This window comes from Mycobacterium sp. TY815 (genome assembly GCF_030755135.1).
Classification (GTDB): domain Bacteria; phylum Actinomycetota; class Actinomycetes; order Mycobacteriales; family Mycobacteriaceae; genus Mycobacterium.
The window spans coordinates 224,723-250,695 of sequence record NZ_JAUFRX010000001.1 but is presented as its reverse complement, the minus strand read 5'-3'; the positions used below and the strand labels follow the sequence as shown (position 1 = coordinate 250,695).

Here is a 25,973-nt window from a genome sequence, read left to right as displayed (position 1 = left end):
GTGACTCCAGTGCGCAGCGCCCAGAAGATCGTCGATGTGCTGGCCGCGCAGGGCGTGCGGTACATCTTCGGGGTACCGGGCGCCAAGATCGACGCCGTCTACGACGCGCTGCTCGACGGCGGACCCGAGGTGGTGGTCTGCCGGCACGAGCAGAACGCCGCCTTCATGGCCGCGGCGGTCGGCCGCCTCACCGGCGTCCCCGGCGTCGTCCTGGTGACCTCCGGGCCGGGCACCGCCAACCTGGCCACCGGCCTGCTCACCGCCAACACCGAACAGGATCCGGTGGTGGCATTGTGCGGCGCGGTGCAGCGAGAGGACCGGCTCAAGCGCACCCACCAGTCGATGGACGCCGCGGCGCTGTTGCGCACGGTCACCAAGTTCACCGGTGAGATCGACCATCCCGACAACGCCGCCGAGGCCACCGTGGCGGCGTTCCGCGCGGCGCTGACCGAACCCTGTGGCGCCGCCGCGGTGGTCCTGCCCTCCGACGTGCTGGCCGCCCCGACCACCGCGGGCATCACCGCGGCGCTGCCGATCCCGCGATTGGCCGCGGCGCCGGCTGATCTCGTGGCACGCGCAGCCGAACTGATCCGCACCGCACAGCGCCCCGCGCTGCTAGTGGGCATCCGCGGCGCCGATCCCGAAAGCTGCACGGCGCTAAGGTCTTTGGTGGCCGCGACCGGGTTGCCCGTGGTGGAGACGTTTCAGGCCGCCGGTGTCATCTCCCGCGAACTCGAAGAGTACTTCCTGGGCCGAGTGGGCCTGTTCCGCAACCAGCCCGGCGACGTCATCGTGGCGCATGCCGACGTCATCGTCACCATCGGTTACGACGCGGTGGAATACGACCCGGCGCTGTGGAACGAACACGTCGATCGCCCGATTGTGCACATCGACTCCGTACCCGCCGACGTCGACAACCACTACCAGCCGACGGTGGAACTGCGCGGTGACATCGCGGCGACACTGACCGCACTGACGGACTCACTCACCGGGGTCGCCCCGACCCCCGACTACCAGGCGGAGATCGACACCCAGCGAAAAGCGTTGACCGACATCGACGAAACCGCGCGCGACCAGCCGCCGGACGGCCCGGGACTGAACCCGGTGGCGGTCGTGTTGCGGCTGCGCGAGGAACTCGACGACACCGCGACCATCGCCTGCGACATCGGTTCGGTCTACATCTACATGGCGCGGCACTTCAGGGTGTACCAGCCGCGCCGGTTGCTGTTCTCCAACGGTCAGCAGACACTCGGAGTCGCTCTGCCCTGGGCCATGGCCGCCTGCCTGGTGCGGCCGGGCACTCCCGTCGTGTCGGTGTCCGGGGACGGAGGCTTCCTGTTCTCCGCGCAGGAGCTCGCGACCGCCGCCCGGCTCGGATTGACGTTCACCCACATCATCTTTCGCGACAACAGCTACGACATGGTGGGCTTTCAGGAGGAGCTCAAGTACGGCCGCAAATCCGGGGTGCAGCTCGGTGATTACGACGTCGTCTCCTATGCGAAGGCATTCGGCGCACACGGCTACCGGGTGGGCAGCCTCGAGGAATTCGGCGCGGTGCTGCGACAGGCGCTGGCCGAACCGGGGCCGTCGCTGATCGATGTCCCCGTCGACTACAGCCACAACGTCGACCTCGCCGCCCACCTACACGACGACACATTCGAATGAGCACCGCACAGGAGCACTTCCGCCGGTGGGCGGCGCGGCTCATCGGGCACCAGTCCGAGGTCTACCAATACTCCACCATCAGCGCCCTGCTCGACGGCGTGTACGACGGCGACGCCACGGTGGCCGACATCCTGCAGCACGGCGACTTCGGGCTCGGCACGTTCAACCACCTCGACGGCGAGATGGTGATCCTCGACGGTGTGTGCTACCGGCTGCGAGCCGACGGAACCGCCACGCGCGCAGCACAAACCGACCGCACCCCGTTCGCGGCCGTCACCCGCTTCCACCGTGACTTCGAGATCGCCATCAACGCCCGCACCGAACGCGCCGCGGTGATCGCCGCCATCGACCAGCGGATCACCAGCCCCAACCTCATCTACGCCGTCAAAGTCACCGGCCACTTCGCCGACCTACACACCCGCACCGTCATGGAGCAGGAGAAGCCGTATCCGCCGCTGACGCAGGCGACCGAGGGACAGGCCGAAACCCGGTTCACCGACATCTCGGGCACCTTGGTCGGGTTTCGCACCCCTGACTTCGAACAGGGCATTGCTGTCGCGGGCTATCACCTGCACTTCCTCAACGACGACCGCACCGCCGGCGGCCACGTCCTGGACTTCACGCTTCAGCGCGGCGAGGTCGCCGTCAGCGGCGCCTCACAAATGCACTTGAGCCTGCCGACCTCGGGCGCATTCCTGCAGGCGCGGCTCAACGCAGAAGACATGGGCGAGCAGATCACGAAAGCCGAAGGCGGCTAACCCGTACTGCACGGAAGTCGTTTGATCCCATGGAAGAACGACGACCGCAGCCGGTCGGGCTCGCCGGTCACCGTCAGGCCCGGCACGTTCGGATACAACTCCTCGAGCATCACCCGCAGCTCCAGCCGGGCCAGTTGCGCCCCCAGGCAGAAGTGCACTCCCCCGCCGCCGAACGCCGCGTGCCCGGCATCCGGGCGGGTGACGTCGAATTCACCGGCCCGGTCGAACACGTCCTCATCCCGGTTGGCCGACAAGTAGTGCATCAGCACCCAGTCGCCCTCGGGAATGCGCCGGCCGCGGATCTCGACGTCGCGGGTGACGGTGCGACGGAAGTGCATCACCGGACTCGCCCAGCGCAGCAGTTCCTCGACCGCCGGCTTGACCGCCTCCGGATCGCGGGCCAGCAGCGCCTGCTGATCGGGATGCTGCGACAACGCCAAAATGCCGTGGCTCAACGTGTTTCGGGTGGTCTCGTTGCCGGCGATGGCCAGCAGCAGGAAGAACTCGTTGAGTTGATCGCGGTTGAGTTTCTGCCCGTCCACCTCGGCGGCGAGCAACGCCGACAGGATGTCGTCGGTGAGACCGTGCGTGCGGCGGTGCTTGACCAGTTCGCCGCAATAGCGGAACATCTCGGCCGCGGCCTGCCCGAGCGCTTCCGGAGTGGGGGCATAGTCGGGGTCTTCGATGCCCAGCGTCCCGATCGCGTTGCTCCACCGGAACACCTCCATCCGGTCCTCGGCGGGCACCCCGAGCACGTCGGCGATCACTTGCAGCGACATCTCCGCGGAAATGTCGGGCACCGCATCGAATTCGCCCTTCTCGGTGATGTCGGCGACGATGTTACGGGCGACCTGGCGCATGTGCGGCTCCAGCCGCAACACATTGCGCGCGGTGAAACCCTGGTTGATCAGCTTGCGATAGTGCACGTGCCGCGGCGGGTCGATGCCCGGCAGCATCGCCGAGGTGGGACCGGCCTCCACCTCGACCAGCGTGTTGCCCCTGCTGCTGCTGAAGGTGTCGGTGTCGCGGCTGACCAGCCGCACGTCGGCATGCCGGGTCAACAGCCACGCCCGGGGCAGGCCGGACATCTGCACCGGGTGCACCGGCGCGTCCGCACGCAACCTGGCCATCGCGTCGAACGGGGCGCCGGTGACGAAGGTGTCGGGGTTCAGCAGCGCCGCGGCGTCGCGGTCGGCCTGCGTCTGCTGGTTCTCGACCACCAGCGAACCCAGCTTCGGAACGGTCATGACTCCCCCTCGGATGCCTTGATACCGGCGATGATCACGTCCAGCCCGGCCTGAAAACGCCTGGTGGAATTGGCTTTACCGCGGGCTTCGTCCAGACTGACCGAGCCCAGCAGGTAGGTGTAGAGCACCGTGTGCGCCGCCGCGGCAACGGCTTTGGGCACCCCGGCTTCGGCCAGCAGCGAACGGCTGAGCCGGTCCAGGCGGCGGGCGCGCTCCCCGCCGCCGCGGGTCTGCAGGATGCCGGCGATGCCCGGTCACATCGAGCATGACTTCGCGCGCCGCGCAGTACAGTTCGGCGAGCCTGATATCCCACGGGCCGGTATCGGGCACCGGGATGCCGGCCAGCACGGATTCCGCAAGCAGGTCCAGCGCGGCCTGTTTTCCGGGCACGTGGTAGTAGACCGACGGCACCGCGGCGCCGAGTTCGGCGGCCAGTTCCCGCATCGTCACCTGTTGCACGCCGACCCGACGCGCCAGTGCGTGCAGCGAGGACACCACCTGAGTGCGGTCGAGTTCGCCGTATGCGCGCCGCGCCGTCATTCGAGCCATGTTCGAATCAATTCGAGCACTGTTAGAATCTAGCGCGATGAGCGCCGCGACCGCAAAGTTATCCGTCTCCACACCGGTGGTGACGATGTTCCCCGGGGTGAGTGCCGACTGGGAGATCGACGCGTCGATCGAGGACATCGCGCGGGTTGCCGAGGAGGCCGACCGGCTCGGTTATCACCATCTGACCTGTAGCGAACACATCGCACTGCCCGCCGCGGAGCAGGCCCGCCGCGGCGCGCGCTACTGGGATCCGCTGGCCACCTTCGGTTATCTGGCGGCCCGCACCCAGCGAATCCGGTTGGCCACCAACGTGTTGGTGCTGGGCTACCACCACCCGCTGGAGATCGCGAAGCGCTACGGCACGCTGGACAAGGTCAGCAACGGCAGGCTCATCCTGGGGGTCGGCGTCGGGTCGCTGAAAGAGGAGTTCGACCTGATCGGTGCCCCGTTCGAGGACCGCGGAACGCGCGGTGACGACGCGTTGCGGGCGCTGCGCGCGGCCCTGTCGGTGGCCGAGCCCGCCTACCATGGCGAGTTCTACTCATTCGACGGCATGGTCGTCGACCCGTGTGCGGTGCAACCGCGGGTGCCGCTGTGGATCGGCGGCCGCACGCTGCGGTCCCTGCGGCGGGCCGTCACCCTGGCCGACGGCTGGGCGCCGTTCAACGTGAGCCTGCCGCAGGCGCGAGAATGGCTGGGCCGCTGCGATCTTCCCCCGGATTTCGACGTGGTGCTGGGACCCGCCCACCGGCTGGATCCCATGGGCGAACCCGACCGCGCCCGAGAACTGATCGCCGAGACCGTCGCTCACGGCGCCACCATCGTCAGCGCCACCTTCCGCCACGACTCGCTGCAGCACTACCTGGAGAACCTGCAGGCGCTCGCGGAACTGAACGCCGGATGAACCGGGTCAGGGCGGGGATCTTCAGCCTCACCGCCGCGGCGCCGGCCGACGACGGATACCTGCGCTGGCACCTGCTGGACCACATGCCCGAGCAGTTCCAGCTGCCCGGCATCGTGCACGCGCTGCGCTGGATCGCCGACGGCGACTACCCCGCCCACCGCATCGCGGCGCACGGCCCGCTCGGCGACATCGGCAACGTCGTGCACTATCTCGCCGGTGAACCCGTCGCGGACACGCTGGCCGATTTCGTCGAACTCGGCCGCGTGCTACGGGAGAACGGTCGGATGCCCACCATGCGGCCGTTGCTGCAGATCTCCGGTCTTCGTCTGCTGCAATGGGATTCGGCGCCACAGGCGCTGGTGTCGGCGGAGGTGGTACCGTTCCGGCCGCACCGCGGCGTGCTGTTGATCCTGGAAGAACCGGCGGAGCCCGCCGGCGGGCGAACCGATGCCTGGCTCGGGTGGTTGCGGGCCGAGCACAGTCCGGCACTGCTCGCCTGCGCCGGTGTGGCCGGAGTGTGGACGTTCGGCTCGGTCTGCGCCCCGCCCCCGCGTGGGTGGCGCACCGATCCGCACTACGTCACCGTCGTCTATCTCGACGACGACCCCCTGACCGTCAGCGGGGCGCTCGCGCCGGTCGTCGAGCAGCGGTGGGAATCGAGGGTGGTGCGGCCACTGTTCGCCGGCCCGTTGCGCAGCATGATCCGCTGGGACGCCTGGCCGGCCTAGAGCGCACCGGCCTCCCAGGTGCCCGGTGGATAAGGCGGAACCGTGCCGGCGTAGACCCCGTCGGTCACCGTGCACAGGGCGTCGGAAATGGTTCCGGCATCGGCCAATACGGTGGGCGAACCGCCGGGCGTGACCCGGGCGACGACAGCCTGCCAGAAGTAGCCGATTCCGCCGTGTTCGTACCAGACGAACCAGTCACTGCCGCGGTGGCCGGCGCGAATCAGGCGGCGAAACGGCAGGTTCGGGTCGTTGACCGCATCGGTGCTGTTGAACGGCGCACCGATATCAGCGATCGGCGGCAGCAGGCCGCGCAATTCGGCCGGCAGCTCGGACACGTGTTGCACCTCCTGCACGGCGGTGGCGAGCGTGCACTTCGGGTTGGGCACGGCACCGGCCGGGCTTGCCGTCGCAAGACTGCAGGCCAGCGCACCCGCGGCCCAGTACGGGAGTAACCGTCGCATCATCAGTCGAGGATAGGGTGAACGCGGCCGAGGATAGGGTGAACGCGTGAATGCGCGCGACGAGGTTCTGATCACCGCCGCCGAGCTCGCCCGGCTGATCGAGTCCGGCCAACCCGTGACGATCCTGGATGTGCGGTGGCGGCTCGACACTCCGGACGGGCGGCCCGCATACCTGCAGGGCCACATTCCCGGGGCGGTGTACGTCTCGCTGGACGACGATCTCAGCGATCATTCGGTGACCGGGCGGGGCCGCCATCCGCTGCCTTCCGGTGGCCGGCTGCAGGACGCGTTGCGGCGCTGGGGAGTTCGCGAGGACCACGCCGTAGTGGTTTATGACGACTGGAATCGTGCCGGTTCGGCGCGGGCGTGGTGGGTGTTGAGGGCGGCAGGCCTTCGCACCGTGCGCATGCTGGACGGCGGGCTGGCGGCGTGGCTGTCGACGGGCGGCGAGCTGCAGACCGGTGACGTCGACCCGGAACCGGGCAACGTGACGGTGCGGCATGAGGATTTGTATGCCGGTGCTCAGCCGGCACTCACGGCGGAGCAGACCGGCAACGTACTGCTGTTCGACGCCCGTGCGCCGGAGCGCTACCGCGGCGAGGTCGAGCCCCTCGACCCCGTCGCCGGACACATACCCGGCGCCCGGAACCTCCCATTCGGGACGCTGCTCGCGCAGGACGGGACGCTGATCGTCGACGATCAGCTGCTGCCCGACGGGGAGGTCGGCACCTACTGCGGCTCCGGCGTCACCGCTGCCGTGGTGGTCGCGGCGTTCGCGGCCGCGGGCCGGCAGGTCGCGCTGTATCCCGGGTCCTGGTCGGAATGGAGTTCGGATCCCTCCCGGCCGGTCGCCCGCGGAGACGAATAGTCGCTGCGAGACGGGCAGCCAACCGCCATCAGGCACACTGGCCTCCGCCTCTGACGCCAACCGACTGGCCGCCTTCGAGCACCAAATCGCGTCACGGGCCCGCCCAGCTCGCCATGAACGCTTCCACCACCCGCGCCGCGTTCTCCGCGGCGATCTGCTTGTAAAAGAAGAACTGAAACGGAAATCCCGGAAGCCCCAGCGGGTCCCCCGGCCCATCCGACATCCCACGAATGCCCAGGAACGGCACCCCATGTGCGGTCGCGACCGCCAGCGACGCGGCCGTCTCCTGGTCCACCGCATCGTAGGCCGGATTGTCCGCGGTCTGGATGTTGAGGTTGCTGAGCAAACCCTTGGCCAGCCACGGGCCGATGGCCTGAAAGAAGTTGCCGCTGTACAACAATGAGCGGCCGGGTGGGCTGCAGGGCTGGCAACCGAAGACGTCGCCGGCGTTGGGGACGCATGGGAACGCCTGACCGTTGTTCGCGTCGTGGCTGTACCCGTTGCCGCCGACGAACAACTGCGGCTGACGCCCCAGATCATTGAGCTTCACGGTCGGGACGTGCCGGCACAGGCACATCGGGTTGCCCAGATTGTTGACGCTGCTGAGTTGGACGGTCAGCGTCTGGGCCGCCGCCAGCATCGCGGGGTCGACGGGCTGGTAGGTGGCGCCGTTGTCGAGCGTCCACTGCGCCGGCACGGCCACGTCGCCGACACTGGTCCGGCCGGCGCCGCCCGCGACGCCGGAAAAGATCACTGCCTCAACGGAGGTGCCCGAGGCGCAGGTGAAGCGGCTCAGCGCGGCCTCGGTGACGGCCGTCGCATTTACCAGCCCGATCCGGGTCATCGCCACCAGCACCTTCTTGCCGGCGATCGAACCGCGGTAGTAGTACTGCCGGTCATACACGGCAACGGGATTGGGCTCGAGCAAGGTGTGGGACAACACCGCGTCGGCTTCGGCCGGAAACGCCGACAGCACCAGCGTCCGCTGCTCGCAGCTCGAGGTCACCACGGTCCGCACACCCCCGGGATCCGCCGTCGCCAGCCCGCCTCCCAGACCCAGCGCGACGGCCACCACCAGAGCAGCGCGGAACCGTTTGAGCACGATCCCCCTATCTCGCGGGCGCGGCTGAAGTAACCGACGAACGATTTTCGCGCGACCCGGCCGATAGTTGGAGATTCGTTATCGCATTCTTTGACTAGCGATTTCATGTCGTTACACCAGTGCGGTACCGCACCGCCGGCGGCACCGGAAGGGGAACTGCGCGAAAGCTGAACGCGCCGATCACATTCCACGACTGGTGTCCCTTCTCACAGCAGCGGACGAAGTTCGAGCGCCGATGACGGCTTCTCCGCCATCCAGTACGTGATCGCCATCGTGTCCGCGCTCGTCAGAAAGCCGATACCTTCGTAAACCACCTCACCGATGGCCACTGGGAGCCTTACGTTCTCGGGACGGTGCCGCCAGGTCAGTCGATATCCTTCGCCGGTCCGCTGGATCTGCAGATCGAGGTCGCCGGTGAGTTTGCCTGCGTCGTCGACGTATTGGATGCGATAGAGGCCGGCGAAGCTGTCGGAACCGCTGGTGGCTTCCCCTCTGGCACGACCGGAGCCGAGCGCGCGGGAACCCGCGGTGAGGTAGCGGGCGGTGAGCACACCGGGTTTTCCGGCGCTGATCCGGTATTCGGCAAGCCCGATCACCCGCGTGTTGAACATGCCCAGCATGGTAAGCAGCAGCAATCGCGGGCGGGAATACTATGCTCACCCGATGGCGAAACGGCGGAGTTTGGCGGTCCTCGGGTTCGTACTCATTGTGGCCGCGTGCACCACGTCACCGAAGCAACCCGCCGCGACGAGTACCCCCGTACCGCCAGACCCCTTAGCCGGCGTCACGGTTCCCAATGCCTTCACGCCGTTGACGGTCGCCCCGATCAGCCGGCCGACCTTCCCCTTCCCGGGCACCGACGACAAATACCACCTGGCATTCGACATGCAGGTCACCAACTCCAGCGCGCAGCCGGCCACGCTGAACGCCGTCGATGTGGTCGACGGGCGCGACCCCAACAAGGTGCTCGCGTCGTTCTCCGGGAACCAATTGGTCGATCCCGCCTGCAATTACGGCAACTGCAACCGGTTGCGCGTGCTACCGGCCGTTCCCGCGCCCGATTTCACCATCGCTCCGGGCACGTCGCGTTCGCTGCTCATCGACTTCCGGCAGGACAACCTGTCCGACTTCCCCAAGGCCGTGATGCTGCGCTTCCACGGCAACGGCGTGGCGAACCCGGCATCGAAGGAGCCGGGCCCCTTCGACACCACGGGTACGCCGTTCAACATCTCCGCCGGCACGCCACGCGTCATCGCGTCACCGCTGAAAGGCAATAACTGGGTGGCGTTCAACGGCTGCTGCGACCCCGGCTGGGCGCACCGCGACGCCATCCTTCCGCTGAACATGAAGCTGAACAACAGCCAGCGCTTCGCGATCGACTGGATGCGCATGAACGACCAGGGCAACTTCTACGCCGGCGACCGGACCAAGAACGAGAGCTTCATCGACTACGGGTCGGCGATCTACGCCGTCGCCGACGGCACCGTCGTCTCCACGCTCGACAACGTCGAAGCCAATGTGCCCGGCATCCTGCCGGCCTCCGACCCCGTCCTGGCCGCCAAGCTCACCGTCGACAACGTCGACGGCAACCACATCATTCTCGACATCGGCGACGGCCTGTACGCCATGTACGCCCACCTCATCCAGGGCTCGCTGCTGGTCAAACCCGGCGACAAGGTCAAGAAGGGCCAGCAGATCGCCAAACTGGGCAACACCGGCAACTCCAACGCACCGCATCTGCACTTCCAGCTGATGAACGGACCCTCGCTGTTCGAGGCCGACGGGCAGCCCTACGTCATGGAGGGTTTCAGCTACCAGGGCCAGGTCAACTCAGCACAGGTGTGGAGTGCCGACAACTACCTCAGCGGCTCGTTCTTCGGCCCGGACATGCTGCCAAGCCCTCAGCTCAAGGGCAACCAGTTGCCGCTGCTGCTGGCCGTTGTGACGTTCCCGAATTCCTAGAAAGGCCACAGCCATGGACATTTTCGTCGAATGGAACAACGGTGGAACGGAATTGCGCTGGCGCTCAACCACTGAAGCCAACGACGGGCAATCCGTCACGGTGTTCCTGCGGCGCTACGGCACTCCTGGCAAGCCGGCGCTGGTGTGCGTGCACGGCTTTCCGACATCCAGCATCGACTATTTCCCGTTGGCGCGTGAGCTCAAGGACGAGTTCGAGATCTTCGCGCTGGACTTTCCCGGTTACGGCGTATCCGACAAGCCGCCCGAACCCTACGTCTATTCGCTCTACGACGACGCGCGTCTGCTCGTCCACGCCATCACCGAGGTGTGGAAACTGACCGACTACCGCATGATCACCCATGACCGGGGCTGCAGCGTCGGCATGATCGCGATCGGCATGCTGGCCGAAAAATCCTCACTGCCAGCAGATCTGATCATCACCAACGGCAACATCTACCTGCCACTGTCCAACCTCACCGCCTTCCAGACCGCGCTGCTCAACGACAAGACGGGCCGGGCGACCGCCGCCGAGACGACGCCGGAATTGCTGGCCGCCGGGCTGGGGTTCACCACGTTTATGCCCCGGCGCACGCCGGAAAATCCCGAGATCGCCGCGCTGGCAAAGTGTTTCGCATTCAACGACGGCATGCGGGTGTTGCCGGACACGATCCAGTATCTGCATGAGCGGGCAGCCGACGAGAAACGTTGGCTCGAAGCGCTGTCCACACTGCCGGTGAATGTCACGCTGGTGTGGGGACTGCACGACGCGGTGGCACCGTTGCGGGTGGCGAACCATGTCTGGCACACCTACCTGCGGGGCATGTCGGGCCGAAGCCGTTACTGGGTGGTGCCCGGTGCCGACCACTATCTGCAGTGTGACGCACCCGCAGAGCTGGCCCAGATCGTGCGGCTCACCGCCCAGGGTGCCAGCATCGCGTTGCAGTTGCAGACTCTCGGCGACCGGCCCGAGGGCGCGGTCCTGGTGGACCAGTCCTAGATCGACACCGAGCCACCGCGCTGAGCCGGTCCGCGGCGATCAGTTCGCCGAGACGACTTTCTGCGCGACGGCGGACAGGCTTTGATGCAGCGGCACAACCACCGCGGTGAGTTTCGGGGTGTCGCGCTCACGCAGATCCGACGTGTAGACGCGGTAGCCGCCCAGCACCGCCGGATCGCGGTAGTGCCCCAGCATGGCCAGGACATCCTGGAATTGCTGGTCGATCTGCTGAACCAGACTGCTGTCGATCCGTTCCAGCCCCGGCCGCAGCAGCGAGTATGCGTGCTGCGCGCCTTCGACATTGGCGGCGAAATCGACCAAATCGAGGTGGCTGAACGCTTCCTCCTGCCCGGTGATCTTGGTGTTGTACACATCCTCGATCAGATCGGCCGCGCCGTTGGCCAGATCCTCGGGCCGGAACTGCAGCGTGGTCGCAGTGGTGGTCAACGTCCCGATGTTGCTGACCAATTCGGTGCTGAGCGCCTTGGTGCCGGCAGTGATCGCACCGGCCTGCCAAAGGTCGCGTTCAATGGCGTGAAAGCCTTTCCAGCCGACCTTGGGATCGACCGGAGTCGCCTCCTGCATGTCGATCAGGTAGTCGAGATTTCCGGCGTTGTCACCGACGGTGAACCCCGGCAGCAGATAGCCGTCCACACTGGACTGCACCCGCTCATAGAACGGTCGAGCCTGCGCGTAGGCGGCTTTGGCGTTCTCGACGTTGCCCGACTGCACGGCCGCGTCCAGCGCCCGCACGGCGTCGTTGAGCTGAGTCATCTGGTTGACCACATACGGCGCGAAGTCTTTGGCGCCCTTGGCGAACATCGCTGCCACCGGGCCGTCGGCCGGTGCCGGCGCGCGCCCCGTCACGGTCAGCGTCTGGTATTCGATGTCCGCTCCGGGGCAGAAGATCTGGTAGGCACCGCCGTCCAGGGTGACAGTGAACGAGACCGGGTCCTCGCCAGGGTCCAGGCTTTCCTTCTCGCCGATCACGCGCTGGTCTTTGAGCAACTCCACGTGTGAGATGCCCACCGCACTCGCGTTGGACACGGTGAAGGTCACCGGACCGGCCGGCACGGTGGTGGTGTCCAGCACGCAACGATTTCCGCCGCCGCTGTTGGTCATCGTCACTCTGACGGCGTTGCTGGTCCTCGGCGCCTGGTTGTCCGGGTGACTGCACCCGACGGCCGCAGTGGCGAGCGCCACGACGAGGGCAGGCAACCGGTTGGCGGACACCGGCCGACACTACCCCGTGCGGACAGGCAGTTTCGCCCAGCCACGCACACTGCTGGTGTGCGCCTTGACGGCATTGGCGTAATCGACGTCCCAGTCCGGCCAGCGCTTGATGACCTCTTCGAGCGCCACCCGGGCCTGCATGCGGGCCAGCGCCGAGCCCAGGCAGAAGTGCAGGCCGTGCCCGAAGCTCAGATGCGCGGCGCCGCGATGGATGTCGAACCGTTCGCCGTCGACGTACTTGCGCTCGTCGCGATTGGCCGACCCGTTAAGCAGCAACATGATCGAGCCCTCGGGAATCACGGTGCCGTAGCACTCGACGTCGTGGGCCACATGCCGCGCCTGTACCGGCGACGGCGCCTCGTAGCGCAGCACTTCTTCGATGGCTTTCGGGATCAGCGACGGATTCGCCACGATCTCGCGGCGCTGGTCGGGATGCTCGGCGAGCAGCTGGCCGATGAAGCCGATGAGTCGGGTCGTCGTCTCGTTGCCGGCGCCGGCGATCATGCTGGTGTACATCAACACCTCGGTGCGATCTAGGCGCCGGGTTGTGCCGTTGTCCTCGACCTCGGCGTTGAGCAGCTGTGTCATCAGGTCGTCGGAGGGATGCTCGGTACGCCAGTCGATGTAGTCGGAGAACACCTCGTAGCTCTTCTCGAACAGGTCGTCGTCGACCGCCCGGAACGTTCCTTCGGTGAGGTTGATGGCGCGCCCACCGCGATCCCGGATGTGCGCCTGGTTCTCCTCCGGAATACCGAGCAGGTAGCCGATGGTGCGCATGGGGATCGTCGAGCCCAGGTTCTCGATGAAGTCGAACCGGCCGGAACCCACCAGCGGGTCCAGCGCCCGCACGCAGAAATCCCGGGTCAGCGGCTCGATCGCCTCCATCCGCCGCGGCGTGAAAACCCTTGACAACAAACGGCGATGCAAGTCGTGCAGCGGCGGGTCCTCGAACAGGATCACCCCGGGAGGCACCTGTATTCCGCTCATGATGATGTCCATGGTGGTGCCGCGGCCCGAGCGGTAGGTCTCCCAGTTCGTCAGCTGCGGGGCGACGTCCTCGTACCGGCTCAGCGCGTAGAAGTTGTATTTCTCGTTGTAATACAAGGGGGCTTCGTCACGCATCCGCTTCCAGATCGGGTACGGATTGTCGTCGATCTCGAAATCAAAAGGGTCGTAGTAGATCTCGGTGGTGCTAGCCCCAGTCATCAATCACCCGTTCCTGTTCGACAGCAATTCGCCGAGCGTGCTGTCCGCAGGCTCGGCGGCCTCGGGCAGCACGACCTCGCCAACCCGCTTCAAATAGGGCCACGCGATCTCCGGCGGCAGCCCGCCGCACAGCGGTGACATCGCGAGCATCTTGCCGGCGCGCACCCGCGAAACAGCCTCCGGCACTGAGTAGATCACGTGCGAGGCGGCGGCCTCACGCAACTCGTCCACGGTATCGACGTGAGTGAAGCCGGCCGAGACCTCGTTGCCGGGATTCCATGCCGCGTAGGTGCGTGCGTCGTGCAACAGATACTCGCCCAGCTCCGCCCACGCTTCGTCGACGTCGTCGGCGACGAAGCACACCGACGGGGTGCTGCGGTCGGGAAAGAACGCCGGCCCCGGCTCGTAGCCGTGCTTGCGGCTGGCGTTTTCGTAGGCTTCGCGCATCCCCGGCAGATTCGCATTGGCCAGCATGCCCAGCCCGTACCGCCCCGCGCGCCGGGCCGCGGCCAGACTGCCACCGCCCCACATCATTGCGGGCCCGTTCTCGGTCAGCGGCCGGGGCGTCACCGCGATCCGCCTGCCGTTCTGAATCACGGTCTCACCGGCAAGCAACCGGCGCAGCATTCCCAATTTCTCGTCGGCCAGCCGACCGCGGTCACCCAGATCCAGGCCGAAGATCTCGTATTCCTCCGGCCGGTAGCCCAGCGCCAGGATGTAGGACGCCCGCCCGGCGCTCAGGATGTCCAGGACCGCCATGTCCTCGGCCAGCCGCACCGGGTCGTAGAACGGCAGAATCAGGATGAGGCTCAGGGCCAGCCGCTGCGTCCGCGCGGCCACCGCCGACGCCAGTAACAGCGGCGACGGCAGATAACCGTCCTCTGATCCGTGGTGCTCACACATGACGGCGGCCAGGCAGCCGTGGTTTTCGGCCCATGCGCACATCTCCGGCGCGGTGGCGTACAACGCCGCCGGATCGGCTCCGAAAGCCGGAGCCCGCATGTCGAAGCGCAGGGTGAACACAGCTGATTCCGCCTGACCTAAAATTTGTCCCACGTAGGCTACGTGGGATCCGCGACCACGGTCAACCACCCGATTGAAACTTACATCTTGTCCGGATACTGTAACGTCGTTGCACGAACCACCAGGGAATAAGGGGCAAGAAATGACGACGGCGTCAGACTTATTGGGCTACGAGGGCAAGCGGGTCCTGGTGGTCGGCGGCGCGACCGGCATGGGCGCCGCGGCAGCACAGATCGCAAAGTCTCTCGGCGCACACGTGACCGTGATGGACTTCGCGCCGGTGGACTTCGACGTCGATCGGGTGATCTCGCTGGACCTCAGCGACCAGGATTCGATCGACCGGGCGGTCGACGAGCTGGACGGGCCGGTGCACAAGTTGTTCTCCGCCGCCGGCGTTGCCGACGGGCCAAAGCTGATGCGGGTCAACTTCATCGGGCACCGCCACCTGATCGAGCGACTGTTCGACAAGGATCTGCTCCCCCGCGGCGCGGCAATCTGCTTCATCTCCTCGGTGGCCGGGATGGGCTGGGAGAACGACCTGGAACTCGTTCAGGACTTCCTGGCCTCACCGGACTACAAGTCCGCTCACGACTGGTGTCAGGAGCGCGAGCCGCAGGGCATCATCCACTACGGGTTCAGCAAGAAGGCGATCAACGGGTATGTGGCCTGGCAGGGCTACCCGTTCCAGAAGAAGGGTGTGCGGATCAACGCCGTGTGCCCCGGCCCCACCGACACTCCCCTGGCCCGCGCGAACGCCGACCTGTGGCTGACCTTCGCCCAGGACTACCGCGACGACACCGGCAGCGAGACGCTGACTCCCGAGGACATCGGCAAGGCGATGATCATGCTGAACAGCGATGCCGCGGCATCGGTCAACGGGATCACGCTCAACGTCGACCAGGGCCACGCCATGGCGTCGATCACCGGCTCGTTCGCCCCGGGCAAGGCGATCATGGACCTGATCACCGGCCGCGTCCAACTGGCTTAGCGGGCCGCGCCCAACTGGCCTAGGGGGTCGCGCCCAACTGGCCTAGCGGGCCGCGCCCAACTGGCCTAGCGGGCCGCGTCCCTGGCGCGAGCAGACACAAACTCGCACCGGAACACGTGTTCCGGTGCGAGTTTGTGTCTGCTCAGCGGGGGTTCAGCGGCCAAACACGCGGCGCGGCAAGGTCGTCGGCAGATCCAGCGAACTGAGCAGGCCGGGCCGCGCCTCGACGACATACGGAATGGCGTTGACCACACGCATGGCGGTGGCCGCCATCGCGGCATGCCCGGCGCCGTGGCCGACGGACGCGCCGAGCGTCAGCACGCAGTGCACGTCCGGATCGCCGTCGATGTCGACTCGGTAGGTGGCGTCGCTGTCGGAAACCGGCCAGTCAGGTGCGACATCGCGCGCCATCCGGATCACGTGTTCGATGACGATGGCGTCCCGGCCGTCGATCACTGCGGCGGCCCTGGTCCGCACGGCGCCGCAGGTCCCGGCGGGAATGGTGCCGAACGCGACGTCGATGTCCCGAGCGGTCAGCCGGCGGTCCAGGGTGCCGCGCACCTCCTCGATCCCTACGTCGAGTCCGTCGGCGATCAGCTGTAGCGGTGCACTCCATGCCATTTCGATGAAGCCGGAGGTCTTGAGCATGGGCTCGAAGTCCAGCGGGTGGCCGAAGCCCATGCCGTTCATCATCACGTCGGCCACCGGATAGTGGTCGTTGAGCGACACCTCGCTGACCGTGATACGGCGGATGCTCTTGGACTGGGTGGTCAGCAGCAGAGCGAGTTGATCCGAAGCGAAGCCGGGGAAGATGCCCGAGGCATAGAACGACGCCCCGCCGGCAAGGGCCGCCTGCTGCAACTCGTCGCGCCACTGTGGAGAGAAGTACGACGGCGGGTACACCAGGCTCGTCGACGACGTCGACACAACATTGATGCCGGCCGACAGAAACCGCAGGTAGTCGGGCACCGCGGCTGCGTCGCGTTCGGGCCCACTGGCGGCGTACACCACACAGTCCGGCCGTAGGGCGATCAGCGCCTCGGCGTCGTCGGTGGCCCGGAGTCCCAGCGGTGCGCCCCCGGCGAGCTCGCCGGCGTCCCTGCCCACTTTGTCCGGCGAATGCACCCACACGCCAACGAGTTCCAGGTCAGGCCGACCCCGCACGGCCTCGATCGCGTTGGACCCGACTCCCCCGGTGGACCATACGACGACACGCACAGGCATTGTTCCCTTTCATTCGGCGCGTTGGAGATACCGCCATGCCACCTCCGGTGCCAGGCCACCGCACAGCGGATGCAACGGGAGCGGCTGTGGGTAACCGGCGGCCTGCTGCGGCGTCAGGATCCGGTACGGGCCGCCTTCGGCACGCAAGGCCGCAACAGTGTGGGCGCGGGTGATGCTGGCCACCCCGTCATCGTGCGGCCGGTAGGACGCCGCCATGCGAGCGTCATGCAGCAGGTGGGGCCCGAGTTCGTCCCAGGCCTCGTCGACATCATCGGCGACGAAAACCGTTGTCGGCGAACCTGGTGACGGACCCTGGAACATGCCCGGCTGATGTCCGTGTTCGAGGCACTGGGATTCGTAGTACTGCTTGAGGCCGGGTTCGGCTGTCTGAGAGAGGAAACCGAGGCCGTGGGTGCCGGCGCGGCGGGCCGCGGCCCTGCTGCCTCCGGCGATCAGCATCGGGGGTCCGTTGCTCGACGCGCAGCGGGGAGTCACGCGGACCCGGCGGCCGTGGTAGTCGACGGGCTCGCCGCGCACCAATGCACCCAGCACCGCGACCATTTCGTCTGCGGTTCGGCCGCGCATGGTCATGTCGATGCCGAAGTGATCGTATTCCTCGGGGCGATGGCCGACACCGAGGGCGTAGGACACCCGTCCCCGGCTGATCAGGTCCAGTACGCTGATCTCCTCGGCGAGCCGCACTGGATCCCAGAGCGGAATCGGCACCGCCGCAACGAGAATCGGCAGCCGATTGGTACGGGCAGCGATCGCCGACGCAAGCAGCAGCGGCGCGGGCAGATGGCCGTCCTCGGCACCGTGGTGCTCCGACAGCACCACCATTACCGCACCCCTGGGTTCCGCCCACTCACACATGTCGACCGCGGCGGAGTACAGGTCTACGGCCGGGGCGCCCCACCCCGGTGCACGCATGTCGAATCGCAGCGTGAACATCTACGCACCATAACCTAACCTTTGTTCCGGAGCTGTAGATCGGCCGCGCGAGGCGCCACCCCCCTGGCGCGTTGGGCGCCGCGGCGTCAGGCTGCGCGGTTCAGGTGGATACGGATGCGCTCGGCAAGCCGCGCCGGGTACAGCCTGACGTCATCGACCACTATCGGAATGATCGTCCAGCCAACCTCTTGGAGCTGGGCCCACTTCGCTTTGTCTCGCAGCATCGCTGTTCGACCCGCATGCCAGTCGATGCTTTCGTATTCTGCGGCCAGGCGCAGCTCAGGCCAGGCGAAGTCGACCCTGAACAAATCGCCGTCCAGGCCACGGATCTCGTATTGAAGTTCAGGAGGCGGTAGCCCGAAATCGATCATGACCAGTCGCGCTTCGCTCTCCATCGATGACTCGGCACGCGCATCGGCAAAGGGCAGAAGGCCTCGCACAGCGACGATCCCGCGGCGACCCTTCTGCTCGGCAACCGCACACTCGAGATCGATACGGCTGCATTGCCTGGAACGCAGCGCGGCGTCCAGCGTGGCCAATGCGCGCGGCCGCCGAAGCTGCCGGGCAACCTCGACTGCCGTCCACGCCGGCGCGGTCGCCAGACGGTCAGAGACCCGCTGCAGCCTCGCTCCGACTCGCTGATGAACCATCAGACCAACAGTCGGGCGCATTCGAATGCCGGGATCCAACACGTGAATAGCGGTGGTGTTCTCTGTGTCGAACCCGTACAAGCGAGCCGCAGTGCCCATACACACGACCACACGCCGACCAGCGAAGATGTCCAGTGCGCTCAAGCGCTCCAACAGGTTCGACTCGCGTGCCGCGTAGACCCCGTGCCACACGCGCCGAATGCGGCCCGCTTTCACCTGGACGTCAAGTTGTTGACGAGTCATGAGCGTCAGCAACTGAGCAGTCGTGGCGAATCCGCCGCCCTGTTCCATGAGCGCTATCGCGTCGGCCAGCACAGCCCGAGCATGCTGACACCGCGCGTGGTGGACCAGTCACCCTGTGGACACCACTGCCGAGCAGTCGCAAAATCGCATGATGGCCGACGAAACTGTGCGAGTTCGCGACTGCTCGCGCAAGGAAAGGGTAAGTCCCCTGGTGTGGTGGGGTTTCGGAATCCGGTGTCGTCGGTGCCGGACCTATTGCTGGGTGTGTCGCTGACGCTGTTGGGGTGGGCCATCGCGTAGTGGTCAGTGGGTTACCTACCAAGTGACTCACGACAAGGACACACGACGCGATGACCCATGACCATTCTGCCTTGCTCGCCCAGCTTGATGCGCTGAAGTCGGCTGATGCCGGGGCGGTGTTCGCCGAGCTGATCCGGGCCGGGCTGCAGGCGCTGATCGAGGCTGAGGCTACCGCCGTGATCGGCGCCGGCCGCTACCAGCGCAGGGGCGAGCGCACGGTGCACCGCAACGGGCACCGACCCAAGACGGTGTCGACCACCTCGGGTGATATCGAGGTGCAGATCCCCAAGCTGCGGGCCGGGTCGTTCTTCCCCTCGCTGCTGGAGCGGCGTCGCCGCATCGACAAAGCGTTGCACGCGGTGATCATGGAGGCCTACGTCCACGGCGTGTCCACCCGCAGCGTGGACGACCTGGTGGCCGCGATGGGCGTCGAAACCGGGATCTCCAAGTCCGAGGTGTCGCGGATCTGCGCCGGCCTCGATAAGGAGATCGAGGCGTTCCGTACCCGCAGCTTGGCCCACACCGAGTTCCCGTACGTGTTCTGCGATGCCACCTTCTGCAAGGTCCGCATCGGAGCGCACGTGGTCTCTCAGGCCCTGGTGGTGGCTACCGGGGTGTCCATCGACGGCACCCGCGAGGTGCTGGGCACCGCGGTCGGTGACAGTGAGTCCTACGAGTTCTGGCGCGAGTTCCTGGCGTCGCTGAAAGCCCGTGGCCTGACCGGGGTGCATCTAGTCATCTCCGACGCCCACGCTGGGCTCAAAGCCGCTGTGGCACAACAGTTCACCAATTCTTCGTGGCAGCGGTGCCGGGTGCATTTCATGCGCAACCTGCACACCGCGGTCTCGGCCAAACACGCCCCGGCGGTGACTGCGGCGGTCAAGACGATCTTCGCTCACACCGACCCCATCGAGGTCGCTGATCAATGGGATCGCGTCACCGACACCCTGGCCTCCAGCTTCCCGAAGGTGGCCGCCATGATGGGTGAGGCGAAGACCGACGTACTGGCGTTCACCGCGTTCCCCACGGCGCACTGGCAGAAGATCTGGTCGAACAATCCGATCGAACGGCTCAACAAGGAGATCAAGCGCCGCGCCGACGTCGTGGAAATCTTCCCCAACCCGGCGGCGTTCCTGCGTCTGGCGACCGCAGTAGTCATCGAAGCTCACGACGAGTGGCAGGTCACCCGCCGCTACCTCTCCGATGTCTCCATGGATGAACTACGGAAGGTCCTCGCCGCCAAACACGCCGCTGCAGCGCTTGCCAAACAACACCAAATCGCCTAGCGTTCAACATGACTCGCTGATCGCAACGCGTGAACCACGCCAGATCCGAAGTCCACCACTCCCTGGGACGCTATCCAAGGAAAGCAACCCGCTCGAGCAGTTGACGCTCGAACAACTGCGCCACCGCACCAGCATGAAGTGGCGCGCGTACCCGCCCGATGTGCTGCCGCTGTGGGTCGCCGAAATGGACGTCAACCTCGCACCCGCAGTGGCGCAGGCCATCCACCGAGCCGTCGATGCCGGCGACACCGGATACCCGCACGGCAAGGGCTACGCCCAGGCGATCAGCGAATTCGCAAGGCGGCGTTGGCAATGGGACGGTCTGTCGGTGGGCCGCACCAGGGTGGTGCCCGACGTGATGCTCGGTGTCGTCGAGATGCTGCGACTGGTCACCGATCGCGGCGACACCGTCATCGTCAACTCCCCCGTCTACGCGCCGTTTTACGCGTTCGTCTCGCATGATGGCCGCACCGTCGCCGAGGCGCCGCTGGGCAGCGACGGACGAATCGACCTGAACACGTTGGAAAATGCGTTCGCCCGCGCCCGCAAGTCGGCGGGCCCTACCGGCAAAGTCGGTTATCTGCTGTGCAATCCGCACAACCCGACGGGCGCGGTGCATACCGCCGAAGAGCTACACGCCATAGCCGAATTGGCCAGGCAGTATGACATCAGAGTGGTGTCCGACGAGATTCACGCACCACTCATTCTGCCCGGCGCCCGGTTCACCCCCTACCTCAGCGTTCCTGGCGCCGAGAATGCGCTGGCGTTGACGTCGGCATCCAAGGCGTGGAATCTGGCCGGGCTCAAAGCAGCGCTTGCCATGGCCGGTCCGGAATCAGCGGCCGAATTGCGGCGCATGCCCGAAGAAGTCGGCCACGGCGCCAGCCATCTGGGCCTCATCGCGCACACGGCCGCCTTCAGCAAGGGCGGCGACTGGCTCGACGCGCTATTGCACGGACTGGACGAGAACCGCACCCTCCTCGAACATCTCGTTCAGGAGCATCTTCCCGGTGTCCGGCTGCTGCGCCCACAGGGCACCTATCTGGCATGGCTGGACTGCCGCGAACTCGGATTCGCCGACGAACACACCGAGGGGATCAAGGTGGTATCGGACCTTTCCGGACCGGCCCGATGGTTTCGCGACCATGCTCGGGTCGCCCTCAGCTCGGGTCATGTGTTCGGCACCGGCGGCGCCGGACACGTGCGCCTGAACTTCGCCACCTCCCAGGCGATTCTGACCGAGGCCGTACTGCGGATGCAGAAGGCGCTGACCGACCGGGCCACCGCGCAAGGTTGAACTGCGTAATCCGCAATCCCTATCCGACAGCGTGCATTCATACGACAGCGTGCATTCCACCCGCCGCGGCGCTCGGGCGTAGCGGTCTGGACATCAGGCGATGCCTCGCGCGCCGGCCGATCCCGCACGCAGCGGCACGCCATAGTCAGTTGAGATCGCGCTTGTTCATCGCGTCGAGCACCCAATTGGCCCATTCGATCTCATGCTGCGTCCAGCGCAGCCCCTGCTCGAGGGCAGCTCGGGCGAAGAAGGCGTCGTCGTCGGTCCAGTCGTGCAACTCGAGGATCTGGACGTAGTGTGCGTGCTCCCGCTCGGCCAGCGACAGCAACGACTTCAGGTACTGACGCGCTTCGTCCGGCGCCAGCTCACCGAGCAGGAAAACCCGCAACAACGCGGCGTTGCGGATCGGCGGGTCCTCTTCTGGCGACAACATCCACCGATGTAGCTCGGCACGCCCCGCATCGGTGATCGCGTATTCCTTGCGGCCGCGCGGGCCCAGGTCGGACACGGTGATCAGCCCCGCCGCAGCGAGTTTGTTGAGCTCTCCGTACAGCTGGCTCTGTGTCGCGGGCCACATGTTGTCCATCGACTCTTTGAACCGTTTCAGCAGGTCATAGCCACTTCCGGGCTCCTGGGACAGCAAGCCTAACGCGGCATGTCGCAAACTCACGAGACCCATCTTAACCTTCCATAATTGACATGTCACGAACGCTCATGTCAGTATCGACATGTCAATTTAGGAATGTCAAGGTTCAAGGAGGTCGATCATGACCCAGCCAGCAAACGTCAACCACGGCGCACAGGCAACGAACACCAACCGCATCACGCGGAAGGACAACCGCATCACGCGCATCCTGGATGGGTTCCTGACGTCGCCGTTCGCCGGCATCGCGCCGTGGGCGCTGTTGTCCATCCTCGCCACCCCGGGCCACTTCGAGATCGCGGTCGTGTCCGCGCTCGGCTTCTCGGTGCTCGTGATGCTGGTCGGCCTGGCACGCGGCATCAAGATCCACGCGCTGGAAGTCTTCGGCGCGGTGTTCTTCGCACTTCTCGCCGTGGTCGGCCTGTTCGCCGACGGGACCGTGATCCGATTCCTGGAGATGTGGTCCGGTGAACTGACCAACATCTCGCTGGCGATTTTCGCCTGGCTGACTCTGCTGTTCGGCCGTCCATTCACCCAGGCCTACGCCAAAGACAGCACACCGGAGGAACATTGGGACAGCCCGCTGTTCAAGCGGATCAACAGCGTGATCACCGGTGTCTGGGCGGGCGCGTTCACCTTCGCCGCGGGCGTCGGCCTGGCCGGCAATTGGATCCTGCATGACCCCCAGAACTTCTGGACAGGCTGGATCCTGCAGCTGGCGGCCATCTTCTTCGCCGTCGCATTCACCGAGTTCTATCCGGACTACGCCTCGGCCATGTTCGCGCTGGACAACGGCGAGGAAGCCGACGTGCCCTCGGCAGTGCAAATCATCGACTGGCTACCGGGTTTCGTTGTCACCGCCGGTGTGGTGGGGCTGATCACCGGATCCATCGATGTCGCCGTGGCCATCGCGATGATCGCGGGCGGCAGCCTCGTGTCGGGAATTCTCGCCAAGCTCTGAGGCGACGGGCGCTCCCAACACTGCAATTCGTAGTTATGTCATTTGATTGAAGGAGATTCCGATGCGAGGCGACCTCATCCTCGGTTCAGCTGTCACGGGCGCGAAGTTCACTCCGCGCAACCACGCCAAGACCGGCAACCCGTTCATCGACCTGGTTTCCCAGGGCCAGACCATCAAGTCCGACGTCGGCCAGCTCGTCGCCGAGGCTTCTGCCCTGTTCGACATCGGCGTTCGCTACTACCACTACCACGCGCGCAACCCATTGACTCAGGAGCAGAGCACCGCCAACTCGCTCTACTCGGCGGTCAGCCTCGAGGTGCAGGACCGGCTGCCGGGCATGCTGATCAGCTTCGGCGCCAGCCGTAACGGCGTCGAGGTCAAGGAGGCCATCCAGCGTTATGGCGAATGGGAGCGCATGAGCCAGGCGGCGATGCCGCTGCACCTCGGCGGCGCGCACTTCGTCACCAAGCAGGCCGCGGTAGAGCTACAGGTCATCCTCGACCTGGAGCGTGGCGGTCACGACATCAGCATCGCGGCGGCATCGCAGCCCGAGTTCGCGCGCCAGGTCCGCCATTACGTCCCGTCCAAGTGTGAAAACGAGACCGCGCTCGACGTGCACTCGACCTCTGGGGGCGGCAGCTACGGCAGCACGTCGCCGCACACCCAGTTCGAGGTGTACCGGAAGGCCGTGGACGCGCGTCGTCGGCTGCACCTGCTGCACGAAGTGGAATGGGTTCAGCTGCAACGCAGCTACGCCATGACCCGGTTCGCCACCGAACACCCCTTGATCGGGCTGGGCTCCGAAGGTCAGCTCAACATCACCCTGCTGTTCGGCTTCTCACCGCGCTTCCCGTTCCCGGAAAGCTATGCCGACTTCCGGCGCGCGGTGTCGCTGGCCAAGTCCCTGGAATACGACCTCTCCGGTCGCCGGGTCCGCAATGTGACGATATCGGTCGGTGCCGCGGTACTGCCGCAGCACGCCCAGCACCACGTCAAGGAACTCGAATTCGGTTCGCGCAAAGGACAACTCGCAGGCCCTGTGGAGCGGCTGGCGTGCTATGCCGCGCAGGCTGACAGCGAGGTCGACATCATCCGCTCCGGCATGGAAGACACCCCGTACATCGTCACACCCGCTGGTGAGGTGACGTTGACCGACAATCTCGGACTGGCTCATCAGGTGCGAGCGATGGTCGAGAGTTGCGGATCGGAGCTGCTCAGCGACCCCCGCGCGGTGCGGCAACGCACGGGATTCTGTGCCCTGTCCCGCCTCGTCGAGGCCGAACCGGTAGGAGCCGTCGCACCATGATCAACATTCGTCATCGCGGCCTTGCGGTCGCCGTCTGCACCATGTCGACGTTCATCATCAACATCGACACCACCGCGTATCAGGTGGCATTGACGCAGATTCGCGATACTCTGCCGGCCACCTTCGCGCAAGGCCAGTGGATCCTCAACGGGTTCATCCTGACCCTGGCCGCCCTCTATTTCGTTGCCGGCGCCCTGGGCGATCGGTTCGACAAACGCAGTCTGCTGGTGGCCGGGCTCGTCGTTTACATCGCCGGCTCGATATTTACGGCCCTGTCTCCCAACGCCATTGCGCTGATCGCAGCGCGGGTGGTGGCGGGAGTCGGCGCGTCGATCCTGGTGCCGGTCGGGTTGGCCATGGTCCGGGTGCTCGCTCGCTCCTCGCGGGAACTGCAGCAGTTCACCGGCGCCTGGGGCGCGGTGGTAGGTCTCGGCATGGCCTGTGGACCACTCGCCGGAGGGTTCATTTCCGGAGCGATGGGCTGGCGCATGCTGCCGTTGGCAACCGCGCTGCTGGCCGTGGTCTTCGCGGTGCTCGCGATTGCGCTGCTGCCTTCCACCCCGGCGCACGATTCGCCGAGCCAAGACTGGACCGGCATCGCCGCGCTCGGTGCGGTGATGTTCGGCGTGATCGGCGGGTTCATCGCCGTCGGGCAGCGCCATCTGATGGCGGCCGGCGGTCTGTTCGTCGCTGTCACGATGGTGCTGGCCTGCCTGCTTTTCCGGCGCCGGCGGAGCGGTCGCTTCCCGGTCCCCGAGCAGGCCTGCCAGTCGCGCGAATTCCGGGCCGCGATGTCGGTGGCGGTCGGCAACTATATCTGCGTGGGAGGCTCCATCTTTCTGCTGGCGACCGGTTATTTCCAGGGCACCCAACATCTTTCGGTGCTCGCCGCGGGTGCCGCGCTGGTCCCGCTGGCGGCGGGGTACGCCGTGGGTGCACGGATCTCACCGATCGTCATGGGCCGGTACGGGCCGTTTCAGGCAGTCGTCGCCGCCGGTCTCCTGATGCTGGCGTCCAGCGTCGCCGTCGCAGTACTCGTCGGCATGGGCGCCCCCACCGCGCTGGTCAGTGCCGTCGCCGCCACTCTGGGCGCAGGCATGGGGATGGCCAACACCCCCACCAACACCCTGGCGATGTCCGAGCTGCCGGTGGCCTACGCAGGTGCCAGCGGCGCCTTCGTCTCGACCGCACGCCAGGTCGGCCAGGCCATGGGGATTGCCGTGTGCGGAGCCGGTTCTGCGCTGGCGGCCTCGGCGCACCTGCCCGCCGCGCTGCCCTGGATCGGAGTCGTCATCGCCGCCGCGGCCCTTACGCTGACCGGAACCCGTTGCCTGTCATCGCAGTTGGCGGGTGATCGCATCATTGTCGCAGCGATCGGCCGGCGAACGGTCGTCAACGCCTGACACCGTCGCAGCAGTACC

At 66.3% G+C, this 25,973-nt stretch carries 25 protein-coding genes; 13 read left to right on the top strand and 12 right to left on the bottom strand.

Annotation, left to right across the window (positions count from 1 at the left end; genetic code table 11):
* Complete coding sequence (gene alsS / locus QXK92_RS01070) at positions 1–1,665, top strand: acetolactate synthase AlsS (RefSeq protein WP_306239830.1); 1,665 nt, start codon at positions 1–3, stop codon at positions 1,663–1,665.
* On the top strand, positions 1,662–2,423 hold the full coding sequence (gene budA / locus QXK92_RS01065) for an acetolactate decarboxylase (RefSeq protein WP_306239828.1): 762 nt from the start codon (positions 1,662–1,664) through the stop codon (positions 2,421–2,423). The genes alsS and budA overlap by 4 nt, the downstream gene beginning before the upstream one ends.
* Here budA and QXK92_RS01060 read toward each other — a convergent pair.
* Together QXK92_RS01060 and QXK92_RS01055 are read right to left on the bottom strand one after the other, a co-directional pair.
* Positions 2,420–3,670 (bottom strand): cytochrome P450, encoded by a 1,251-nt coding sequence (locus QXK92_RS01060; RefSeq protein WP_306239827.1) that lies wholly within the window; start codon positions 3,668–3,670, stop codon positions 2,420–2,422. The genes budA and QXK92_RS01060 overlap by 4 nt on opposite strands.
* A 75-nt stretch (positions 3,671–3,745) precedes the next feature.
* A complete protein-coding gene (locus QXK92_RS01055) occupies positions 3,746–4,210 on the bottom strand; it encodes a TetR family transcriptional regulator (RefSeq protein WP_306239826.1) in 465 nt (154 codons plus the stop codon).
* Between the two features lie 46 nt (positions 4,211–4,256).
* Between QXK92_RS01055 and QXK92_RS01050 the strand changes: the two genes are divergently transcribed.
* Together QXK92_RS01050 and QXK92_RS01045 are read left to right on the top strand one after the other, a co-directional pair.
* Positions 4,257–5,123, top strand: a complete 867-nt coding sequence (locus QXK92_RS01050) for a TIGR03619 family F420-dependent LLM class oxidoreductase (protein ID WP_306239825.1) — start codon at positions 4,257–4,259, stop codon at positions 5,121–5,123.
* On the top strand, positions 5,120–5,851 hold the full coding sequence (locus QXK92_RS01045; protein ID WP_306239824.1) for a hypothetical protein: 732 nt from the start codon (positions 5,120–5,122) through the stop codon (positions 5,849–5,851). Before QXK92_RS01050 ends, QXK92_RS01045 begins: the two co-directional genes overlap by 4 nt.
* Here QXK92_RS01045 and QXK92_RS01040 read toward each other — a convergent pair.
* On the bottom strand, positions 5,848–6,315 hold the full coding sequence (locus QXK92_RS01040; RefSeq protein WP_306239823.1) for a hypothetical protein: 468 nt from the start codon (positions 6,313–6,315) through the stop codon (positions 5,848–5,850). The genes QXK92_RS01045 and QXK92_RS01040 overlap by 4 nt on opposite strands.
* 43 nt (positions 6,316–6,358) lie before the next feature.
* On the opposite strand from QXK92_RS01040, the gene QXK92_RS01035 reads away from it, so the two are divergent.
* Positions 6,359–7,180, top strand: coding sequence for a sulfurtransferase (locus tag QXK92_RS01035; RefSeq protein ID WP_306239822.1), 822 nt, complete (start codon positions 6,359–6,361; stop codon positions 7,178–7,180).
* 91 nt (positions 7,181–7,271) lie between these two features.
* On the opposite strand, the gene QXK92_RS01030 is transcribed toward QXK92_RS01035, so the two are convergent.
* Together QXK92_RS01030 and QXK92_RS01025 are read right to left on the bottom strand one after the other, a co-directional pair.
* A complete protein-coding gene (locus tag QXK92_RS01030) occupies positions 7,272–8,282 on the bottom strand; it encodes a hypothetical protein (RefSeq protein ID WP_306239821.1) in 1,011 nt (336 codons plus the stop codon).
* 206 nt (positions 8,283–8,488) lie between these two features.
* Positions 8,489–8,893: a hypothetical protein gene (locus QXK92_RS01025; protein WP_306239820.1), complete on the bottom strand. Its 405-nt coding sequence runs from the start codon at positions 8,891–8,893 to the stop codon at positions 8,489–8,491.
* A 52-nt stretch (positions 8,894–8,945) separates the two neighbouring features.
* Here QXK92_RS01025 and QXK92_RS01020 point away from each other — a divergent pair, with 52 nt between their 5' ends.
* Both QXK92_RS01020 and QXK92_RS01015 read left to right on the top strand, forming a co-directional pair.
* The gene (locus tag QXK92_RS01020; protein WP_306239819.1) at positions 8,946–10,244 is read left to right on the top strand and encodes a M23 family metallopeptidase; all 1,299 of its coding nucleotides are present in this window, start codon (positions 8,946–8,948) and stop codon (positions 10,242–10,244) included.
* A 13-nt stretch (positions 10,245–10,257) separates the two neighbouring features.
* On the top strand, positions 10,258–11,241 hold the full coding sequence (locus QXK92_RS01015; protein ID WP_306239818.1) for an alpha/beta fold hydrolase: 984 nt from the start codon (positions 10,258–10,260) through the stop codon (positions 11,239–11,241).
* 39 nt (positions 11,242–11,280) lie between these two features.
* On the opposite strand, the gene efeO is transcribed toward QXK92_RS01015, so the two are convergent.
* Genes efeO through QXK92_RS01000 form a run of 3 tightly spaced genes read right to left on the bottom strand, consistent with a single transcriptional unit; the run spans position 11,281 to position 14,703 of the window.
* Positions 11,281–12,444, bottom strand: coding sequence for an iron uptake system protein EfeO (efeO, locus tag QXK92_RS01010; RefSeq protein WP_371934528.1), 1,164 nt, complete (start codon positions 12,442–12,444; stop codon positions 11,281–11,283).
* 39 nt (positions 12,445–12,483) lie between these two features.
* On the bottom strand, positions 12,484–13,680 hold the full coding sequence (locus QXK92_RS01005; RefSeq protein WP_306239816.1) for a cytochrome P450: 1,197 nt from the start codon (positions 13,678–13,680) through the stop codon (positions 12,484–12,486).
* Positions 13,681–13,683: 3 nt separating this feature from the next.
* Complete coding sequence (locus QXK92_RS01000; protein WP_306239815.1) at positions 13,684–14,703, bottom strand: LLM class flavin-dependent oxidoreductase; 1,020 nt, start codon at positions 14,701–14,703, stop codon at positions 13,684–13,686.
* Between the two features lie 142 nt (positions 14,704–14,845).
* On the opposite strand from QXK92_RS01000, the gene QXK92_RS00995 reads away from it, so the two are divergent.
* Positions 14,846–15,691: an SDR family oxidoreductase gene (locus tag QXK92_RS00995; protein ID WP_306239814.1), complete on the top strand. Its 846-nt coding sequence runs from the start codon at positions 14,846–14,848 to the stop codon at positions 15,689–15,691.
* Positions 15,692–15,844: 153 nt separating this feature from the next.
* Here the strand turns inward: QXK92_RS00995 and QXK92_RS00990 are convergent, their stop codons facing one another.
* The 3 genes from QXK92_RS00990 to QXK92_RS00980 all read right to left on the bottom strand — a co-directional run bounded on the left by QXK92_RS00990 (position 15,845) and on the right by QXK92_RS00980 (position 18,807).
* A complete protein-coding gene (locus QXK92_RS00990) occupies positions 15,845–16,915 on the bottom strand; it encodes a dihydrodipicolinate reductase (RefSeq protein ID WP_306239813.1) in 1,071 nt (356 codons plus the stop codon).
* Between the two features lie 9 nt (positions 16,916–16,924).
* Positions 16,925–17,866 (bottom strand): LLM class flavin-dependent oxidoreductase, encoded by a 942-nt coding sequence (locus tag QXK92_RS00985; RefSeq protein WP_306239811.1) that lies wholly within the window; start codon positions 17,864–17,866, stop codon positions 16,925–16,927.
* Between the two features lie 86 nt (positions 17,867–17,952).
* On the bottom strand, positions 17,953–18,807 hold the full coding sequence (locus tag QXK92_RS00980) for a hypothetical protein (RefSeq protein ID WP_371934277.1): 855 nt from the start codon (positions 18,805–18,807) through the stop codon (positions 17,953–17,955).
* 302 nt (positions 18,808–19,109) lie between these two features.
* Here QXK92_RS00980 and QXK92_RS00975 point away from each other — a divergent pair, with 302 nt between their 5' ends.
* Positions 19,110–20,345: an IS256 family transposase gene (locus tag QXK92_RS00975; RefSeq protein ID WP_306239809.1), complete on the top strand. Its 1,236-nt coding sequence runs from the start codon at positions 19,110–19,112 to the stop codon at positions 20,343–20,345.
* 133 nt (positions 20,346–20,478) lie between these two features.
* Entirely contained in the window at positions 20,479–21,642 is a 1,164-nt protein-coding gene (locus QXK92_RS00970; RefSeq protein ID WP_306244075.1) for a MalY/PatB family protein, read from the top strand.
* Between the two features lie 145 nt (positions 21,643–21,787).
* Here the strand turns inward: QXK92_RS00970 and QXK92_RS00965 are convergent, their stop codons facing one another.
* Positions 21,788–22,312, bottom strand: a complete 525-nt coding sequence (locus QXK92_RS00965; protein ID WP_306239808.1) for a PadR family transcriptional regulator — start codon at positions 22,310–22,312, stop codon at positions 21,788–21,790.
* Positions 22,313–22,484: 172 nt separating this feature from the next.
* Here QXK92_RS00965 and QXK92_RS00960 point away from each other — a divergent pair, with 172 nt between their 5' ends.
* From QXK92_RS00960 to QXK92_RS00950, 3 genes are all read left to right on the top strand, one after another.
* Positions 22,485–23,246, top strand: a complete 762-nt coding sequence (locus QXK92_RS00960) for a hypothetical protein (protein WP_306244073.1) — start codon at positions 22,485–22,487, stop codon at positions 23,244–23,246.
* A gap of 61 nt (positions 23,247–23,307) precedes the next feature.
* Complete coding sequence (locus tag QXK92_RS00955; RefSeq protein WP_306239807.1) at positions 23,308–24,552, top strand: hypothetical protein; 1,245 nt, start codon at positions 23,308–23,310, stop codon at positions 24,550–24,552.
* Positions 24,549–25,955 carry an MFS transporter gene (locus QXK92_RS00950; RefSeq protein ID WP_306239806.1) on the top strand — a complete coding sequence of 469 codons (1,407 nt, stop codon included), beginning with the start codon at positions 24,549–24,551 and terminating at the stop codon, positions 25,953–25,955. Before QXK92_RS00955 ends, QXK92_RS00950 begins: the two co-directional genes overlap by 4 nt.
* The last annotated feature ends 18 nt before the right edge of the window (positions 25,956–25,973 follow it).

Coding starts and splice junctions, on each gene's coding strand:
- budA (WP_306239828.1), top strand. CDS start 1,662: ATGAGCACCGCACAGGAGCACTTCCGCCGGTGGGCGGCGCGGCTCATC.
- QXK92_RS01060 (WP_306239827.1), bottom strand. CDS start 3,670: ATGACCGTTCCGAAGCTGGGTTCGCTGGTGGTCGAGAACCAGCAGACG.
- QXK92_RS01055 (WP_306239826.1), bottom strand. CDS start 4,210: ATGACGGCGCGGCGCGCATACGGCGAACTCGACCGCACTCAGGTGGTG.
- QXK92_RS01050 (WP_306239825.1), top strand. CDS start 4,257: ATGAGCGCCGCGACCGCAAAGTTATCCGTCTCCACACCGGTGGTGACG.
- QXK92_RS01045 (WP_306239824.1), top strand. CDS start 5,120: ATGAACCGGGTCAGGGCGGGGATCTTCAGCCTCACCGCCGCGGCGCCG.
- QXK92_RS01040 (WP_306239823.1), bottom strand. CDS start 6,315: ATGATGCGACGGTTACTCCCGTACTGGGCCGCGGGTGCGCTGGCCTGC.
- QXK92_RS01025 (WP_306239820.1), bottom strand. CDS start 8,893: ATGTTCAACACGCGGGTGATCGGGCTTGCCGAATACCGGATCAGCGCC.
- QXK92_RS01020 (WP_306239819.1), top strand. CDS start 8,946: ATGGCGAAACGGCGGAGTTTGGCGGTCCTCGGGTTCGTACTCATTGTG.
- QXK92_RS01015 (WP_306239818.1), top strand. CDS start 10,258: ATGGACATTTTCGTCGAATGGAACAACGGTGGAACGGAATTGCGCTGG.
- QXK92_RS01005 (WP_306239816.1), bottom strand. CDS start 13,680: ATGACTGGGGCTAGCACCACCGAGATCTACTACGACCCTTTTGATTTC.
- QXK92_RS00995 (WP_306239814.1), top strand. CDS start 14,846: ATGACGACGGCGTCAGACTTATTGGGCTACGAGGGCAAGCGGGTCCTG.
- QXK92_RS00990 (WP_306239813.1), bottom strand. CDS start 16,915: ATGCCTGTGCGTGTCGTCGTATGGTCCACCGGGGGAGTCGGGTCCAAC.
- QXK92_RS00985 (WP_306239811.1), bottom strand. CDS start 17,866: ATGTTCACGCTGCGATTCGACATGCGTGCACCGGGGTGGGGCGCCCCG.
- QXK92_RS00980 (WP_371934277.1), bottom strand. CDS start 18,807: ATGGAACAGGGCGGCGGATTCGCCACGACTGCTCAGTTGCTGACGCTC.
- QXK92_RS00975 (WP_306239809.1), top strand. CDS start 19,110: ATGACCCATGACCATTCTGCCTTGCTCGCCCAGCTTGATGCGCTGAAG.
- QXK92_RS00970 (WP_306244075.1), top strand. CDS start 20,479: ATGAAGTGGCGCGCGTACCCGCCCGATGTGCTGCCGCTGTGGGTCGCC.
- QXK92_RS00955 (WP_306239807.1), top strand. CDS start 23,308: ATGCGAGGCGACCTCATCCTCGGTTCAGCTGTCACGGGCGCGAAGTTC.
- QXK92_RS00950 (WP_306239806.1), top strand. CDS start 24,549: ATGATCAACATTCGTCATCGCGGCCTTGCGGTCGCCGTCTGCACCATG.